Below are 14,561 nucleotides of genomic sequence, written 5' to 3'. Positions count from 1 at the left end.
TTGTTTGTCCTTGACGGGGTTACGCGGCGCTTATAGCTTTATTGCATCAACAGGCGCGTTTCGCGCCGCGTCAGCGTCAAAGGAACAGAAAATGAGTGAACCACGGATTATCGCCAAGGCGATGAAAGACGGAAAACCGGAACAGGATCTGGTGATTTTGCCGGCGTTGGCCAACCGCCACGGGTTGATTACCGGGGCAACCGGCACCGGCAAGACGGTGACGCTGCAAAAAATGGCCGAACAGTTCTCGCGCATCGGCGTGCCGGTGTTCCTGTCGGACGTGAAGGGCGATCTGTCCGGCATCGGCGCCGAGGGCGTGCCTTCCGAGAAGCTGCAGGCACGCCTGGCGGCGATCGGCGTCACCGACTGGCAGCCGCAGGCCTGCACCATTATCCCGTGGGATATTTACGGCGAAAAGGGGCATCCGATCCGCGCCACCATTTCCGATCTCGGGCCGCTGCTGCTGGGGCGCCTGTTGGATCTGAACGAGGTGCAAAGCGGCGTGCTGCAACTGGTGTTCAAAATCGCCGATGACAACGCGCTGCTGCTGTTGGACATGAAAGACCTGCGCGCCATGGTGCAGTTCGTCGGCGATAACGCCAAACAATTCCAGACTCAGTACGGCAACATCTCTGCCGCGTCGATCGGCGCCATCCAGCGCGGGTTGCTGACGCTGGAAGAGCAGGGCGCCAACCAGTTCTTCGGCGAGCCGATGCTGGACATCAACGATCTGATGAAAACCGACGCCAACGGTCATGGCGTGATCAACCTGCTGGCGGCGGACAAGCTGATCAATCAGCCGAAGCTGTATTCAGTGTTCCTGCTGTGGCTGCTGGCCGAGCTGTTTGAACATCTGCCGGAAGTGGGCGATCCCGAACAGCCGAAGCTGGTGTTCTTCTTCGATGAAGCGCACCTGCTGTTCAACGACGCGCCGGCGGCGCTGTTGACCAAGATCGAACAGGTGGTGCGCCTGATCCGCTCCAAAGGCGTCGGCATTTACTTCGTCACCCAGAACCCGCTGGATATCCCGGACAGCGTGCTGGGCCAGTTGGGCAACCGCGTACAGCATGCGCTGCGCGCCTTTACGCCGCGCGATCAGAAGGCGGTGAAAACGGCGGCGCAAACCTTGCGCGCCAATCCGGCCTTCGATGCCGAAACGGCGATCACCGAGCTGGGGGTGGGCGAAGCGCTGGTGTCATTCCTCGACGAGAAGGGCCGGCCGAACGTGGTGGAGCGGGCGATGGTCATCGCACCGGAATCCAAAATGGGCATGCTCGGCGCGGAAGGGCTGAACAGCGCGATCAACAGGTCGCCGCTGTATGGCCGCTATGAAGACATGATTGACCGCGAGTCCGCCTACGAGAAGCTGTCGTCGGGCGGCTTCGCCACCGTCGGCACTGCGCAGCAGGGGCAGCAACCGCAGGCGCAAGCGCAGCAACAGACGGGCGGCGGCCTGATGGACGGATTGAACGAGCTGCTGTTCGGTTCCACCGGCCCGCGCGGCGGTAAACGCGACGGCATCGTCCAGACCGCCGCCAAGAGCATGGCGCGCGATCTCGGCCGCCAGATCCTGCGCGGCGTGCTGGGCTCGATCACCGGCGGCCGTAAAAAGTAAGCGGAAATTATCGTCGGCAGCGGCGGGTTAAATCAGTAAACTATGGCGGCGTTTTTCTCTGCCGGACCTAACATGCTGCTGCTGATCGATAATTACGACTCCTTTACCTATAACCTTTACCAGTACTTCTGCGAGTTGGGCGCCGAGGTGGTGGTGAAGCGCAACGATGAGCTGCAGCTGGCCGATATCGAGCGGCTGGAGCCGCGGCATCTGGTGATTTCCCCCGGCCCTTGTACCCCGAACGAAGCGGGCATCTCGCTGGCCGCCATTCGTCATTTCGCCGGCAAGCTGCCGATCCTCGGCGTGTGCCTGGGGCACCAGGCGCTGGGGCAGGCGTTCGGCGCTGAAGTGGTGCGCGCCCGCGCGGTGATGCACGGCAAAACCTCGGCGATTCGCCATCTGGGCGTCGGCGTGTTTCGCGGCCTGAGCGATCCGCTGACCGTGACGCGTTACCATTCGCTGGTGCTGAAAGCCGATACGCTGCCGGATTGCTTTGAAGTGACCGCCTGGAGCGAACGCGACGGCGTGCGCGATGAGATCATGGGCATCCGCCACCGCACGCTGGCGCTGGAAGGGGTGCAGTTCCACCCGGAAAGCGTGCTCAGCGAGCAAGGCCATCAGCTGTTGGATAATTTCCTCAGGCGTTAATCCCTTCGCATTTTTTTCGCCCGTCAGGCGTTTTGCATTTGCGCTTTAGTGTTTTTTTATGCATATTTCGTGATTATATTTTCATCATAACATCGCGATAGCGCTGAAAAACCTTCAGGTTGGAGCCGAAAATGACTGACAAATCCGCAGTGAGCCGCAGCACCTTTGACCAGGTGATCCTGCCTGTTTATGCACCCGCCCAGTTTGTGCCGGTGCGCGGCAAAGGCAGCCGGGTCTGGGATCAGCAGGGAAAAGAGTATATCGATTTTTCCGGCGGCATCGCGGTGACGGCGCTGGGACACTGCCACCCGGCGCTGGTCGAGGCGCTCAAACGTCAGGGGGAAACCCTGTGGCATACCAGCAACGTCTTCACCAATGAACCGGCGCTGCGCCTGGCGAGCAAACTGATCGACGCCACCTTCGCCGATCGGGTGTTCTTCGCCAACTCCGGCGCGGAGGCCAACGAGGCGGCGTTCAAACTGGCGCGTCATTACGCCATCACCCGCCACAGCCCCTATAAAACCAAAATCATCGCCTTCTATAACGCGTTTCACGGCCGCACGCTGTTCACCGTGTCGGTGGGCGGGCAGGCCAAATATTCCGACGGGTTCGGGCCGAAGCCGGCTGATATCGTGCACGTGCCGTTCAACGATCTGGCGGCGGTGAAAGCGGTGATGGATGACCACACCTGCGCGGTGGTGATGGAGCCGATTCAGGGCGAGGGCGGCATTACGCCGGTCGACGCCGACTTCCTTAAAGGCGTGCGCAAACTGTGCGACCAACATCAGGCGCTGCTGGTGTTCGACGAAGTGCAAAGCGGCATGGGGCGCAGCGGCAAGCTGTTCGCCTATATGCATTATGGCGTGACGCCGGACATTCTCACCACCGCCAAGGCGCTGGGCGGCGGTTTCCCGGTGAGCGCCATGCTGACTACCGAAGAGATTGCGTCGGTGATGCAGGTGGGCACTCATGGCACCACCTACGGCGGCAACCCGCTGGCCTGCGCGGTGGCGGAGGCGGCGCTGGATGTGATCAATACCCCGGAGGTGCTGAGCGGCATCGAGCAACGCCATGCGCTGTATGTGCAGGCTTTGCGGAATATCGGCGATAAATACAGTATTTTCACCGCCATTCGCGGCATGGGGTTGCTGATCGGCGCCGAGCTGACGCCGCATTATCACGGCAGAGCGCGCGATTTCCTCACCGCCGCCGCCGCGCGTGGGCTGATGATCCTCAACGCCGGGCCGAACGTGATCCGCTTCGCGCCGTCGCTGGTGGTGGAACTGCAGGACATCGAGGCCGGCATGGCGCTGTTCGAGCTGGCGGTGCAGGATGTGATCAACGCCTGAAACACCTGCGGCGCATAACGGGGCGCGGCATGCCGCGCCCTTATTGATCGCGCAGTTTACGCTTGAGCCAGATGCCGTGGTGCGGGCGCTGGCGCCAGGCCAGCGACGAAATGGTGTGCATGACGCTCAGGTGCGACAGAATACGCCGCAAATGACGTTCCATCTCGGTGACGGGCATCTCTGGATGCAGATCCGGCGGCTGCATGATGCCGCTGTTGTCACTGCTCGGGCCGTCGTATTCCAACCGCTGCTGGCAGCTTTGCAGCGCGATTTCACAGGTTTGCAGATACGCTTGCGCCAGTTTCGGCGTCAGCATGTAGTGCTCGCGCGCCAAAATGGTCATGGCGTTCAGGTGTTCGACGATGAACTGGCTGTGAGTGACCCACAGCCGCATGTCCGCCAGATAGTTCGAGGCGAACCCCGGTTCCTGCATCGCCTGATTGAGCGAAGTGAACAGCGCATTGTGCGCCTGGTTGACCTGCATGCGGGCATAGGCCAACGCGGTGGCGTCCGGCTCCGGTTGCTTCAGCATCAGCCGCAGCGCGGCTTGATCGTTTTCCAGCGCCTGATGGGCATTCTTGCGCAGCAGCCCGCTTTGCCACTGCGGCCACAGCCAAATGGTGCCGCCGAACGCCAGCACGCAACCGATCAAGGTATCAATCAGACGCGGCACCAAAAAATGCGAGCCGTTCAGCGCCAGCAGCTGCAGGGTGTAAACCGCCGTGACCGTAAAGCCAATCACCGACAGCCCGTAGTTCTTGCGCGAAACCAGGTAGGCCAGCAGCGTGATCATCAGCATGATGCTCAGTGTTTCTGCTTCCGGTAACTGCAGCTGCAACAGCCCGGCCGCCAGCAACAGACCGGCGATCGTGCCGAGCGCACGGTGCTGAATACGCACCCGGGTGGCGTTATAGCCGTTTTGGCTCACCAGCATGATGGTGAGCAGGATCCAGTAAGGCTTCGGCAGATTGAATACCGCCCCCAGGCTGCTGCCGACCGCCAGTGTCACCCCCAGTCGCGCGGCGTTGCGCAGCGCCGTGGATTTGAACGACAGGTAGCTGGCCAACGCCGGCCAAAACGGCAGGCGGTGCTGGCTGGGCATCAAATCGCGGCGGTACAGCGGATGCTGGGTGCGCAGCAGGCGGGCGATGCGGCTGAAATGGTAGTAGCAAAACTGGCCGACCGGGTTGTCGGGATGCTGCGCCGCCATTTTTTCCAGCGCCGCCAGCTCGTGCGTCATGGAAAAGCGCTTCGAATGCTGATGGTAGAGAATATCGTGCGCCACCACGCGCAGCCGGCCGGCGATCACCTGGGCGTTGCGGCGAATGATCGCTTCGGCCTGGCTCTGCTCCATCAGTTTTTGTACTTCCTCCGGCAAGTGCAGGCTGACGGTGATGTGCTCCTGCAGATCCATCGCCACCTGAAAGGCGCGTTGCAGACGCTTTTGATCGAGGTTGTTGGCGTGCGGCAGGAAATTAAGCTGTTGGTACAGCAGGCTGATCAGATCCATCACCTTTTGCTGGCGCACCAGCAGCGGCGGCAGCGCGGTTTGCGGGTCGGTGTGCTGGGTCAGCAGCGAATACTTGGCTTCGAAGTAGTCCGCCAGTTCCAGATAGAGCTGGCTCAACGTCTCGCGCATCGGCTGCTCTTTCCACAGTTTGAACCAGAACCAGGTGAATAAGCCGTACCAGGCGGTGCCGATGACGTACAACAGCGGCGCCTGCCAGATTGGCACCGTGCCGGCCATGCTGAGAGCGAAGATGGCGGCCACCAGCGCCGCCGGCAACAGCCGGGCGTGCAGCGGGCTGATTTCGCCGGTGACGCCGAGCAGCAGCGCCAGACCCAGCATCAGCGCCGGCAGCGGCAGATGCCACAGCAGGGCTTGTTGCAGCAGCAGGCTGCTGAGGGCAAACAGCGCACCGCCGACGATCAGCCGTTTAAAGAAGCGCCTATGCGGCGTGTCCAGACCGGCGATATTGCAGCAGGCGGGCACCAGAGAGAACATCAGGCCGAGCTGCAGCTGGCCAATCAGCAGGCCAAACAGCACCGGCAGGCATAACACCAGCGTTTGTCGCAGTGCGTAGTTGACTTCCGGGTGGTAGATCAGGCGGCGCCACATGGCAGAGAACGGACAAAAAAACGGCGCAGATTGCGCCGTTTCTTCAGGGATTAACGGGTGCCGTAGACGACAATGGTCTTGCCGTGGGCGGAAATCAGGTTTTGGTCTTCCAGCATTTTCAGAATACGGCCAACGGTTTCACGCGAGCAGCCGACGATCTGGCCGATTTCCTGGCGGGTGATCTTGATCTGCATGCCGTCCGGATGAGTCATGGCGTCGGGTTGCTTCGCCAGATTCAGCAGGGTTTGCGCGATGCGGCCGGTGACGTCCAGGAAGGCGAGGTTGCCCACTTTTTCGGACGTGACCTGCAGGCGGCTCGCCATTTGGGCGGACAGACGCATCAGGATGTCCGGGTTCACCTGGATCAGCTGGCGGAATTTCTTGTAGGAAATTTCGGCCACTTCACAGGCGGTTTTCGCGCGAACCCAGGCGCTGCGCTCCTGGCCTTCTTCGAACAATCCGAGCTCGCCGATGAAATCCCCCTGGTTGAGGTAGGACAGGATCATCTCTTTACCTTCTTCATCCTTGATCAGCACCGCGACGGAGCCTTTCACGATGTAGTAAAGCGTTTCGGCCTTTTCACCTTGGTGAATCAGCGTACTCTTCGATGGATATTTGTGGATATGGCAATGAGACAGGAACCATTCGAGAGTAGGGTCTGTTTGCGGTTTGCCGAGAACCATTCGCTGTTATCCTCTGTTGTTATCGCTGCCTTGTGTCACAGGGGTCAGAGTTCCCTGTAAAACCCGCCTGTAGCCGCAGTTATGAGCGAGGGCTACCGGCAAGTTTTGAGGCGTGTCATAAAAATACGCTGTCGCTCTAGCATATTAACTTGCCGTAAGCGCTGCAAGCTACATTCTGTTAACATACCGGTAAAGGAGCCTTTCTCTGGGCGTTTCCCTGAAATTCAGTGTCCCGGAAAGATTTATTGCGGCTCTGTTTGTAGCACAGAGTAAGGCGGGTGTCTCGTGTTGTCTCGCTTCAGCATGATTAGCATCAGGTTACGTTGCCTGTTTCTATGCGAAAGCGTACTCTGATTTTAAGAAATCAACCGGAGTGACCAGAATGCAGGCAAGAGTTAAATGGGTGGAAGGGTTAACGTTTTTGGGTGAATCGGCCTCCGGCCACCAGGTGCTGATGGACGGCAACGCCGGCGATAAAGCGCCCAGCCCGATGGAGATGGTGCTGATGTCGGTGGGCGGCTGCAGCGCGATCGACGTGGTGTCCATCCTGCAAAAAGGGCGCAACGACGTGCGCGACTGCGAGGTGAAGCTGACCTCCGAGCGCCGTGCAGAAGCTCCGCGGTTGTTCACCCATATCAACCTGCACTTCATCGTCACCGGCCAGGATCTGACCGACAAAATCGTAGAGCGAGCGGTGAACCTGTCGGCGGAGAAGTACTGCTCGGTGGCGCTGATGCTCAACAAGGCCGCCACGGTGACCCACAGCTTCGAGATCCGCCAGCCGGCGTAATCGAGACGGAGCGCGGCCCGCCGCCGCGCTCAACGCGTTTATTCGATCTTCTTGCCTTCCAGCAGCCGCTGCACCAGCGGCGCCATGATCAGCTCCATCGCCAGCCCCATCTTGCCGCCCGGCACCACTAACGTATTGATGTGCGAGATAAACGAGCCCTGCAGCATCGCCAGCAAATAGGGGAAGTCAATCTGATCCAGCCCGCGGAAGTGGATCACCACGAAGCTTTCATCCAGTGAGGGAATGGCTTTGGCGGCGAACGGGTTGGAAGTATCCACCGTCGGTACGCGCTGGAAGTTGATGTGGGTGCGCGAGAACTGCGGCGTGATGTAGTTGATGTAGTCTTCCATCGAACGCACCACCGAATCCATCACCGCCTCGCGGGAGTGGCCGCGTTCGCCGGTATCGCGGATCAGCTTCTGTATCCACTCCAGGTTGACGATCGGCACCACGCCGACCAGCAGATCGACGTGGTTGGCCACGTCATGGTGCTCGGTGACCACACCGCCGTGCAGCCCCTCGTAGAACAGCACGTCGGTCGGCGCCGGCAGCGGCTCCCACGGGGTGAAGGTGCCCGGCACCTGATTGTAGGGCACCGCTTCGTCGTAGGTGTGCAGGTACTTGCGCGAACGGCCGGTGCCGTTTTTGCCGTACTCGATAAAGCTCTGCTGCAGCAGGCCGAAGTCGTTGGCCTCGGGGCCGAAATAGCTGATGTGTCTGCCCAGATCGCGTGCTTTGCGGATCGCCGCGTCCATTTCCGGCCGGGTATAGCGGTGGAAGCTGTCGCCCTCCAGCTCGGCGGCGCGAATGTTGAGCTGCTGGAAGATTTTGCGGAACGCCACGCTGGTGGTGGTGGTGCCGGCGCCGCTGGAACCGGTCACCGCGATAACGGGATGTTTGGCAGACATGGTGGTTGTCACTCCGTGTTGAATGCGCCGGCGTCAGGGGATTATTGTGGCTCTTGTTGACGCTTTCTATGTCAGGAAGAAATGGCGCGCGCTGGTTTGCAATGTCCCATTGTTACCTGATTTTTTCCGTCAGTCATAGAACCGGGCGCCACTAAATTTCTTCCTGGCCGGCGCGGAACTGGCCGCGCGGCATGATGTTGACGCTCTCATGCAGTTCCGACCACACCAGCACCACTTCGCCGTTTTTCAGCTGGCGGCGCACGTCCTCCACCTTCTGCTCCAGCGATCGTTCGTGCTCGCCGTAATCGGTGCCTTCGCGCAGCACAAAGGATTCGATCAGGCTGTTCAGGGTGTCGGTTGCCAGTTCTTGCCAGGGAATGATCACGTCGGGATGTCCAGATAAGGGGAAAGCCAGGCCGGAATGCGATGCTCCAGCCACATGTGCGGTTTTTTCAGCGTGCCGCCGACAAAGCCGACGTGGCCGCCGAACTCGGTCAGCTGATATTCGATATTGCGCGGCAGGCCGGCGACGTCGGGGATCACCTCATGGGTCATGAAGGGATCGTCCTTCGCATGGATGATCAGCAGCGGCGTTTGGATCGCCGGCAACAGCGGCAGGGCGCTGCAGCGGCGATAATAATCGGTGGCGTCACTGAAGCCGTGAATGCGCGAGGTGATGGCGTCGTCGAATTCGCGGATGCGCCGCAAACCGTTCAGCTGTGACAGCTTGAGCGGCAGGGTGTCCGGGTAGTGCAACAGCTTGCGGGTGGCGTTTTGTTTCAGCTGCCCCAACAGGTAGCGCTGATAGACGCGGGAGAAGCCTTGCTCCATGCGGTAGGCGCAGGGCTCCAGCATCAGCGGCGCCGAGACCACCACCGCCGCCTGCAGCAGGCTGTCGGCGCCTTGCTGCGCCAGATAACAGGCCAGCATGTTGCCGCCGAGCGAAACGCCTACCGCCGCGGTTGGCACCTCACCGTAGCTGTCGCGCAGCCAGCGCAGGAAGAAACGCGCGTCTTCGGTTTCACCGGAGTGGTAGATGCGCTGCTTGCGGTTGGGCACGCCGCTGCAGCCGCGAAAGTGCATCACCACGCCGAGCCAGCCGCGCTCGCGCCAGGCGTTGAGCAGGCCGTGCGCGTAGGGGCTGTAGAAGCTGCCTTCCAGACCGTGGAACAGCACCGCGCGCGGTTTGTCGCGCGCCTGCGCCGGATCCTCGCTCCAGGCGAGATCGACGAAATCGCCGTCGGGCAATTCCAGCCGTTGCCAATGCGGTTTCAATAACACGCGGCGGCGCACCAGCCGCGGCAACAGCGTTTGCAGGTGCGGGTTACTGGCCCCGGTCAGGGGGCGAAAGACGTCATGCATAGGCGGAGTAAAAATGTTGTTGGCGACTATTGTGAGATCCCAGGCGCACTGTTAGCTTCAATACCAATAACTGACAATGATACTGCAAAAAAGCGCCTTGGGTGAGGAGCACCCGTGCCATGGAACCGAGTTTATTCCTTTCGATGCTGGGCTTCCTGTGGGTCGCCGCCATCACGCCCGGCCCCAATAACCTGCTGCTGACCACCTCCGGCGCGAACTTTGGCTTTATGCGTTCGTTGTGGCTGATGATCGGCATCATGCTCGGCATGCAAAGCATTCTGCTGCTGGTGGCCTTCGGCGTCGGTAGCCTGATCCTGGTTTACCCGTCGCTGCACCTGATCCTGAAAATCCTCGGCAGTTTGTACCTGCTGTGGCTGGCGTGGAAAGTCGCCACCGCCGCCTATGAAAAGCTGGAAACCGACGTGGCGCCGCCGCAGCCGGTGCGGCTGTATCAGGGCTGGCTGCTGCAGTTCCTCAACCCGAAAGCCTGGCTGATGGCGCTGGGCGCGGTGGCGAGCTTCAGTCTGGCGGGCGATAAGTACAACGGTTCCATTGCGGCGATCGCGCTGGGCATTTTGGCGGTAAACATCGTCGCCGGCATTATCTGGCTGGCGTTCGGCACGGTGATCGGCCGCCTGCTGCGCAGCAAAAAAGCCTGGATTATCTTCAACGTTTCCATGGGGCTGCTGACTGCAGCCTGTGTATTACTGATTTGGCATTAAGGAGCGGAACGATGGCGGAAAACTATTATCACGTGGTCGCCTTTACCGGTGAGGGGCTGCGCGGCAACCCGGCCGGGGTCTGCCTGCTGACGCAGCCGCTGCCGACGGCGCGGCTGCAGGCGATCGCCAACGAGATCGGCCTGCCGGAGACCAGCTTTGTCTGGGATGAGGGCGACATGACCGCCATTCGCTGGTTTACCCCGGAGCGTGAGGTCGATCTTTGCGGCCACGGCACGCTGGCGGCGGCGCATGTGATGTTCAGCGCGGTTAACCCGGCGCTGAAGGATATTCGCTTCAGATCGGCCGGCGGCGAGCTGTTCGTCAAGCGCGATGAGCGGGATGGGGAGCGGCTGGTGCTTGATTTCCCCGCCAGGCCGCCGCAGAAAGTCGCCGAACCGGCGGGCCTCGCGGCGCTGCTGGGCGTGCAGCCGCAGGAAGTGTGGCAGGCGAAAGCGCTGCTGGCGGTGGTGGAAAATGAGGCGCAGGTGCGCGCGCTGCGCCCGGACATCCCGGCGCTGATCGCATTGGCCGGCCGCGCGGTGATCGTCACCGCGCCGGGTGACACCGTGGACTTCGTTTCGCGCTATTTCACGCTCGACGGCGGCGAGGATCCGGTGACCGGCTCCGCGCACTGCACGTTGATGCCTTATTGGACGGCGCGTCTCGGCCGCCATCGGCTGCACGCCCGGCAGATTTCGGCGCGCGGCGGCGAGCTGTTCTGCGAACTGCAAGGGGACCGCACGCTGCTCGGCGGCTATGCTCACGTGTTCTTGCGCGGGACGATCGTGCTGTGATTCGTTTTAATATTACCTAAGGTAATAAAGAAGACTTTTTTATTCTTTTATCGCCCGTCATCGCTCAGATAAAACTGTCAGCAACTGAACAGATTTTTATCAACGGAGCGGAACATGGCGGGCAAACTCTTTTCTTTACGCAACGCGGCGCTGCTGGCGCTGTCGCTCAGCGCGGCCAGCGCCTATGCGGTGGACGTGACCGTGGCGTACCAGACGTCGGCGGAGCCGGCCAAGGTGGCGCAGGCGGAAAACAGCTTCGCCAAACAGTCCGGCGCGACCGTCGACTGGCGTAAGTTCGACAGCGGCTCCAGCGTGTTGCGCGCGCTGGCCTCCGGCGACGTGCAGATCGGCAATATCGGCTCCAGCCCGCTGGCGGTGGCCGCCAGCCAAAAACTCCCCATCGAAGTGTTCCTCATCGCCTCGCAGCTCGGCAGTTCCGAAGCGCTGGTGGTGAAGAATGACATCAAAAGCCCGCAGGATCTGATCGGCAAGCGCATCGCGGTGCCGTTTATCTCCACCACCCATTACAGCCTGCTGGCCTCGCTCAAACATTGGGGCATCAAGCCTGAACAGGTGAAGATCCTCAATCTGCAGCCGCCGGCCATCGCCGCCGCCTGGCAGCGCGGCGACATCGACGGCGCCTACGTCTGGGCGCCGGTGGTCAACGAACTGGCCAAACAGGGCAAGGTGCTGACCGACTCCGCGCAGGTGGGCGAATGGGGTTCGCCAACCCTGGACGTGTGGGTGGTGCGCAAAGACTTCGCCGAGAAACATCCCGACGTGGTGACCGCCTTTGCCGCCAGCGCTCTGCAGGCGCAGAAGGCCTACCTGGCGGCGCCGGAACAGTGGCTGAAAGATCCGAGCCATCTCAGCACCTTGGCGCGCTTGAGCGGCGTGCCGCAAGCGCAGGTGCCGGAGCTGGTGAAGGGGAACCGTTATCTGCCGGTGGCGGATCAGGTCGCCCAACTCGGTCAGCCGGTGGACAAGGCGATTCGCGATACCGCCGAATTCCTCAAGCAGCAGGGCAAGATCCCGCAGGTCGACAGCGATTACAGCGCTTATGTGACCGACCGTTTTGTGAAACAGGTGCAGGCTGCGCCGCAGTCGTAAGGAAGCAGGATGCTAAACGTCAGCCATCTTTCAGCAGAGTATCAGGGGCGGCCCGCGCTGCGTGACGTGTCGTTCCAGATCGCCGCCGGGCAACTGGTGGTGGTGCTCGGCCCGTCGGGCTGCGGCAAAACCACGCTGCTGAATTTAATCGCCGGGTTTATCGAGCCTTCAGCTGGCAGCATCACGCTGGATGGAACGTCCGTTCATGGCCCAAGCGCCGAACGGGGCGTGGTGTTCCAGCATGAGGGTTTACTGCCGTGGCGTAACGTGGTGGACAACGTCGAGTTCGGCCTGCAGCTGGCCGGCGTCGGCAAGGCGCAGCGCCGCCAGGTGGCGGAGCAGATGTTGCAGCGCGTCGGTCTGGCCGGTTACGAGCGGCATTTCATCTGGCAGCTTTCCGGCGGCATGCGCCAACGCGTCGGCATCGCCCGCGCTCTGGCCGCCGATCCGCGTCTGCTGTTGCTGGATGAACCGTTCGGCGCGCTGGACGCGTTCACTCGCGAGCAGATGCAGGAGCTGCTGCTGACCATCTGGCGCGATACCGGCAAGCAGGTGCTGCTGATTACTCACGATATTGAAGAGGCGGTGTTCCTCGCCAGCGAGCTGTTGCTGCTGTCGCCGGGGCCGGGGCAAGTGGTGGAGCGGCTGTCGCTGAACTTCGGCCAACGCTATGCCGACGGCGAAGCCTGCCGCTCGATTAAGTCCGATCCTGAATTTATCGCGCAGCGCGAATACGTGCTGGGCAAGGTTTTCCAACAGCGTGAGGCCTTGTTATGAGCCTGCATTCCACGTTAAAGGCCGCGGCGCAGCCGCAGGGCAAAGCGACGCGCCGTTTCAGCGTGCCGCGCAATGTTTGGCTGAGCGGCGCCACGCTGTTGACGGTGTTGATCGTCTGGTGGGGCGTGACGGCGCTGCAGCTGATCAGCCCGCTGTTCCTACCGGCGCCGCAGCAGGTATTGCATCAGCTGATCACCATCGCCAGCCCGCAAGGCTTTATGGACGCCACGCTGTGGCAGCATCTGGCGGCCAGCCTGGGGCGCATTTTGGTGGCGCTGCTGGCGGCGGTGATCGTCGGCATTCCGGTGGGTATCGCCATGGGGCTGAACGACACGGTGCGCGGCATCCTCGATCCGCTGATTGAGATCTATCGTCCGGTGCCGCCGTTGGCGTATTTACCGCTGATGGTGATTTGGTTCGGCATCGGCGAAACCTCGAAGATTTTGCTGATTTATCTGGCGATTTTCGCGCCGGTGACGCTGTCCGCCGTGGCGGGCGTGCGCAGCGTGGCGCAGGTGCGGGTGCGCGCCGCCCGCGCGCTGGGCGCCACGCGTTGGCAGGTGCTGCGTTTCGTGGTGCTGCCGAGCGCGCTGCCGGAGATCCTGACCGGCATTCGCATCGGGCTGGGTGTCGGCTGGTCGACGCTGGTGGCCGCCGAACTGATCGCCGCCACGCGCGGCCTGGGATTTATGGTGCAATCCGCCGGTGAGTTTCTGGCGACCGACGTGGTGCTGGCCGGCATCGGCGTGATTGCGGTGATTGCATTTGGGTTGGAGCTGGGGCTGCGCGCCCTGCAGCGCCGATTGACCCCGTGGCATGGAGTACAGCAATGAACGAACGTCTGAATATCACCCCGCTGGGGCCTTACATCGGGGCGCTGGTGGAAAACGTCGAGTTGGCCCGGCCGTTGGGCGACGGCCAGTTTGAACAGCTTTATCATGCGCTGCTCAAGCATCAGGTGCTGTTCTTCCGCAACCAGCCGATCACACCGCTGCAGCAGCGCGATCTGGCCGGCCGCTTCGGCGATCTGCATATCCATCCGGTCTATCCGCACGCCACCGACGTGGAAGAGATCATCGTGCTCGATACTCACGACGACAATCCGCCGGACAACGACAACTGGCACACCGACGTGACCTTTATCGAGAACCCGCCGCTGGGCGCGATCCTGGCGGCCAAGACCTTGCCTGCCTCCGGCGGCGATACGCTGTGGGCCAGCGGCATCGCCGCCTATGAGGCGCTGTCGGCGCCGTTCAGAACGCTGCTCGCGGGGCTGCGCGCGGAACATGACTTCACCAAGTCGTTCCCGGAGCACAAGCATCGCGGCAGTGAAGAAGAGCATCAGCGCTGGCAACTGGCGGTGCAGAAAAACCCGCCGCTGTTGCATCCGGTGGTGCGTACCCATCCGGTCAGCGGCCGGCAGGCGCTGTTCGTCAATGAAGGGTTCACCACGCGGATCGTCGATCTGGCGCCGAAGGAGAGCGACGCTTTACTGAATTTCCTGTTTGCTCACATCACCAAACCGGAGTTTCAGGTGCGCTGGCGTTGGCAGGAGAATGACGTGGCGATCTGGGATAACCGCGTGACGCAGCACTACGCCAACGCGGATTATCTGCCGCAGCGGCGCATCATGCACCGCGCGACCATTCTGGGGGACAAGCCCTTTTACAAGGCGTAACAACGG

General features: G+C 61.5%; 15 protein-coding genes. 10 read left to right on the top strand and 5 right to left on the bottom strand.

Annotation, left to right across the window (positions count from 1 at the left end):
* Positions 1–91: 91 nt before the first annotated feature.
* The 3 genes from J9788_RS21085 to J9788_RS21075 all read left to right on the top strand — a co-directional run bounded on the left by J9788_RS21085 (position 92) and on the right by J9788_RS21075 (position 3,612).
* Positions 92–1,615 (top strand): helicase HerA-like domain-containing protein, encoded by a 1,524-nt coding sequence (locus J9788_RS21085; RefSeq protein WP_182265723.1) that lies wholly within the window; start codon positions 92–94, stop codon positions 1,613–1,615.
* A gap of 72 nt (positions 1,616–1,687) precedes the next feature.
* A complete protein-coding gene (locus tag J9788_RS21080) occupies positions 1,688–2,263 on the top strand; it encodes an aminodeoxychorismate synthase component II (RefSeq protein ID WP_182265724.1) in 576 nt (191 codons plus the stop codon).
* A 131-nt stretch (positions 2,264–2,394) separates the two neighbouring features.
* Positions 2,395–3,612 carry an aspartate aminotransferase family protein gene (locus tag J9788_RS21075; protein WP_182265725.1) on the top strand — a complete coding sequence of 406 codons (1,218 nt, stop codon included), beginning with the start codon at positions 2,395–2,397 and terminating at the stop codon, positions 3,610–3,612.
* Positions 3,613–3,652: 40 nt separating this feature from the next.
* Here J9788_RS21075 and J9788_RS21070 read toward each other — a convergent pair whose 3' ends face one another.
* Entirely contained in the window at positions 3,653–5,731 is a 2,079-nt protein-coding gene (locus J9788_RS21070) for a YccS/YhfK family putative transporter (protein WP_182265726.1), read from the bottom strand.
* Positions 5,732–5,781: 50 nt separating this feature from the next.
* Positions 5,782–6,414 (bottom strand): cAMP-activated global transcriptional regulator CRP, encoded by a 633-nt coding sequence (gene crp, locus J9788_RS21065; RefSeq protein ID WP_004090925.1) that lies wholly within the window; start codon positions 6,412–6,414, stop codon positions 5,782–5,784.
* Between the two features lie 382 nt (positions 6,415–6,796).
* Here crp and J9788_RS21060 point away from each other — a divergent pair, with 382 nt between their 5' ends.
* Entirely contained in the window at positions 6,797–7,204 is a 408-nt protein-coding gene (locus J9788_RS21060; RefSeq protein ID WP_025304517.1) for an OsmC family protein, read from the top strand.
* Positions 7,205–7,242: 38 nt separating this feature from the next.
* Here J9788_RS21060 and J9788_RS21055 read toward each other — a convergent pair whose 3' ends face one another.
* The 3 genes from J9788_RS21055 to J9788_RS21045 form a co-directional block, all read right to left on the bottom strand.
* Positions 7,243–8,112: a phosphoribulokinase gene (locus J9788_RS21055; protein WP_042785488.1), complete on the bottom strand. Its 870-nt coding sequence runs from the start codon at positions 8,110–8,112 to the stop codon at positions 7,243–7,245.
* A 151-nt stretch (positions 8,113–8,263) separates the two neighbouring features.
* Complete coding sequence (locus tag J9788_RS21050; protein ID WP_004930376.1) at positions 8,264–8,497, bottom strand: YheU family protein; 234 nt, start codon at positions 8,495–8,497, stop codon at positions 8,264–8,266.
* On the bottom strand, positions 8,494–9,474 hold the full coding sequence (locus J9788_RS21045) for a hydrolase (RefSeq protein WP_033645258.1): 981 nt from the start codon (positions 9,472–9,474) through the stop codon (positions 8,494–8,496). Before J9788_RS21045 ends, J9788_RS21050 begins: the two co-directional genes overlap by 4 nt.
* 119 nt (positions 9,475–9,593) lie before the next feature.
* Here J9788_RS21045 and J9788_RS21040 point away from each other — a divergent pair, with 119 nt between their 5' ends.
* From J9788_RS21040 to tauD, 6 genes are all read left to right on the top strand, one after another.
* Positions 9,594–10,196 (top strand): LysE family translocator, encoded by a 603-nt coding sequence (locus J9788_RS21040; protein ID WP_182265727.1) that lies wholly within the window; start codon positions 9,594–9,596, stop codon positions 10,194–10,196.
* An 11-nt stretch (positions 10,197–10,207) separates the two neighbouring features.
* Positions 10,208–10,990, top strand: coding sequence for a PhzF family phenazine biosynthesis protein (locus tag J9788_RS21035; RefSeq protein ID WP_182265728.1), 783 nt, complete (start codon positions 10,208–10,210; stop codon positions 10,988–10,990).
* Positions 10,991–11,104: 114 nt separating this feature from the next.
* On the top strand, positions 11,105–12,100 hold the full coding sequence (gene tauA / locus J9788_RS21030; protein ID WP_182265729.1) for a taurine ABC transporter substrate-binding protein: 996 nt from the start codon (positions 11,105–11,107) through the stop codon (positions 12,098–12,100).
* A 9-nt stretch (positions 12,101–12,109) separates the two neighbouring features.
* On the top strand, positions 12,110–12,877 hold the full coding sequence (tauB, locus tag J9788_RS21025) for a taurine ABC transporter ATP-binding subunit (protein WP_033645255.1): 768 nt from the start codon (positions 12,110–12,112) through the stop codon (positions 12,875–12,877).
* Positions 12,874–13,710 carry a taurine ABC transporter permease TauC gene (gene tauC, locus J9788_RS21020; protein WP_033645254.1) on the top strand — a complete coding sequence of 279 codons (837 nt, stop codon included), beginning with the start codon at positions 12,874–12,876 and terminating at the stop codon, positions 13,708–13,710. Before tauB ends, tauC begins: the two co-directional genes overlap by 4 nt.
* Positions 13,707–14,555, top strand: a complete 849-nt coding sequence (gene tauD / locus J9788_RS21015) for a taurine dioxygenase (RefSeq protein WP_046898733.1) — start codon at positions 13,707–13,709, stop codon at positions 14,553–14,555. The genes tauC and tauD overlap by 4 nt, the downstream gene beginning before the upstream one ends.
* Positions 14,556–14,561: the final 6 nt, after the last annotated feature.

The organism is Serratia sp. X10, assembly GCF_017811775.1.
Lineage (GTDB): Bacteria > Pseudomonadota > Gammaproteobacteria > Enterobacterales > Enterobacteriaceae > Serratia > Serratia ureilytica.
This window is presented reverse-complemented; position numbering and strand designations above follow the sequence as displayed.

Excerpts from the sequence above, each read along its gene's own strand:
- J9788_RS21085 (WP_182265723.1), top strand. The coding sequence starts at position 92 with ATGAGTGAACCACGGATTATCGCCAAGGCGATGAAAGACGGAAAACCG.
- J9788_RS21080 (WP_182265724.1), top strand. The coding sequence starts at position 1,688 with ATGCTGCTGCTGATCGATAATTACGACTCCTTTACCTATAACCTTTAC.
- J9788_RS21075 (WP_182265725.1), top strand. The coding sequence starts at position 2,395 with ATGACTGACAAATCCGCAGTGAGCCGCAGCACCTTTGACCAGGTGATC.
- J9788_RS21070 (WP_182265726.1), bottom strand. The coding sequence starts at position 5,731 with ATGTGGCGCCGCCTGATCTACCACCCGGAAGTCAACTACGCACTGCGA.
- crp (WP_004090925.1), bottom strand. The coding sequence starts at position 6,414 with ATGGTTCTCGGCAAACCGCAAACAGACCCTACTCTCGAATGGTTCCTG.
- J9788_RS21060 (WP_025304517.1), top strand. The coding sequence starts at position 6,797 with ATGCAGGCAAGAGTTAAATGGGTGGAAGGGTTAACGTTTTTGGGTGAA.
- J9788_RS21055 (WP_042785488.1), bottom strand. The coding sequence starts at position 8,112 with ATGTCTGCCAAACATCCCGTTATCGCGGTGACCGGTTCCAGCGGCGCC.
- J9788_RS21045 (WP_033645258.1), bottom strand. The coding sequence starts at position 9,474 with ATGCATGACGTCTTTCGCCCCCTGACCGGGGCCAGTAACCCGCACCTG.
- J9788_RS21040 (WP_182265727.1), top strand. The coding sequence starts at position 9,594 with ATGGAACCGAGTTTATTCCTTTCGATGCTGGGCTTCCTGTGGGTCGCC.
- J9788_RS21035 (WP_182265728.1), top strand. The coding sequence starts at position 10,208 with ATGGCGGAAAACTATTATCACGTGGTCGCCTTTACCGGTGAGGGGCTG.
- tauA (WP_182265729.1), top strand. The coding sequence starts at position 11,105 with ATGGCGGGCAAACTCTTTTCTTTACGCAACGCGGCGCTGCTGGCGCTG.
- tauB (WP_033645255.1), top strand. The coding sequence starts at position 12,110 with ATGCTAAACGTCAGCCATCTTTCAGCAGAGTATCAGGGGCGGCCCGCG.
- tauC (WP_033645254.1), top strand. The coding sequence starts at position 12,874 with ATGAGCCTGCATTCCACGTTAAAGGCCGCGGCGCAGCCGCAGGGCAAA.
- tauD (WP_046898733.1), top strand. The coding sequence starts at position 13,707 with ATGAACGAACGTCTGAATATCACCCCGCTGGGGCCTTACATCGGGGCG.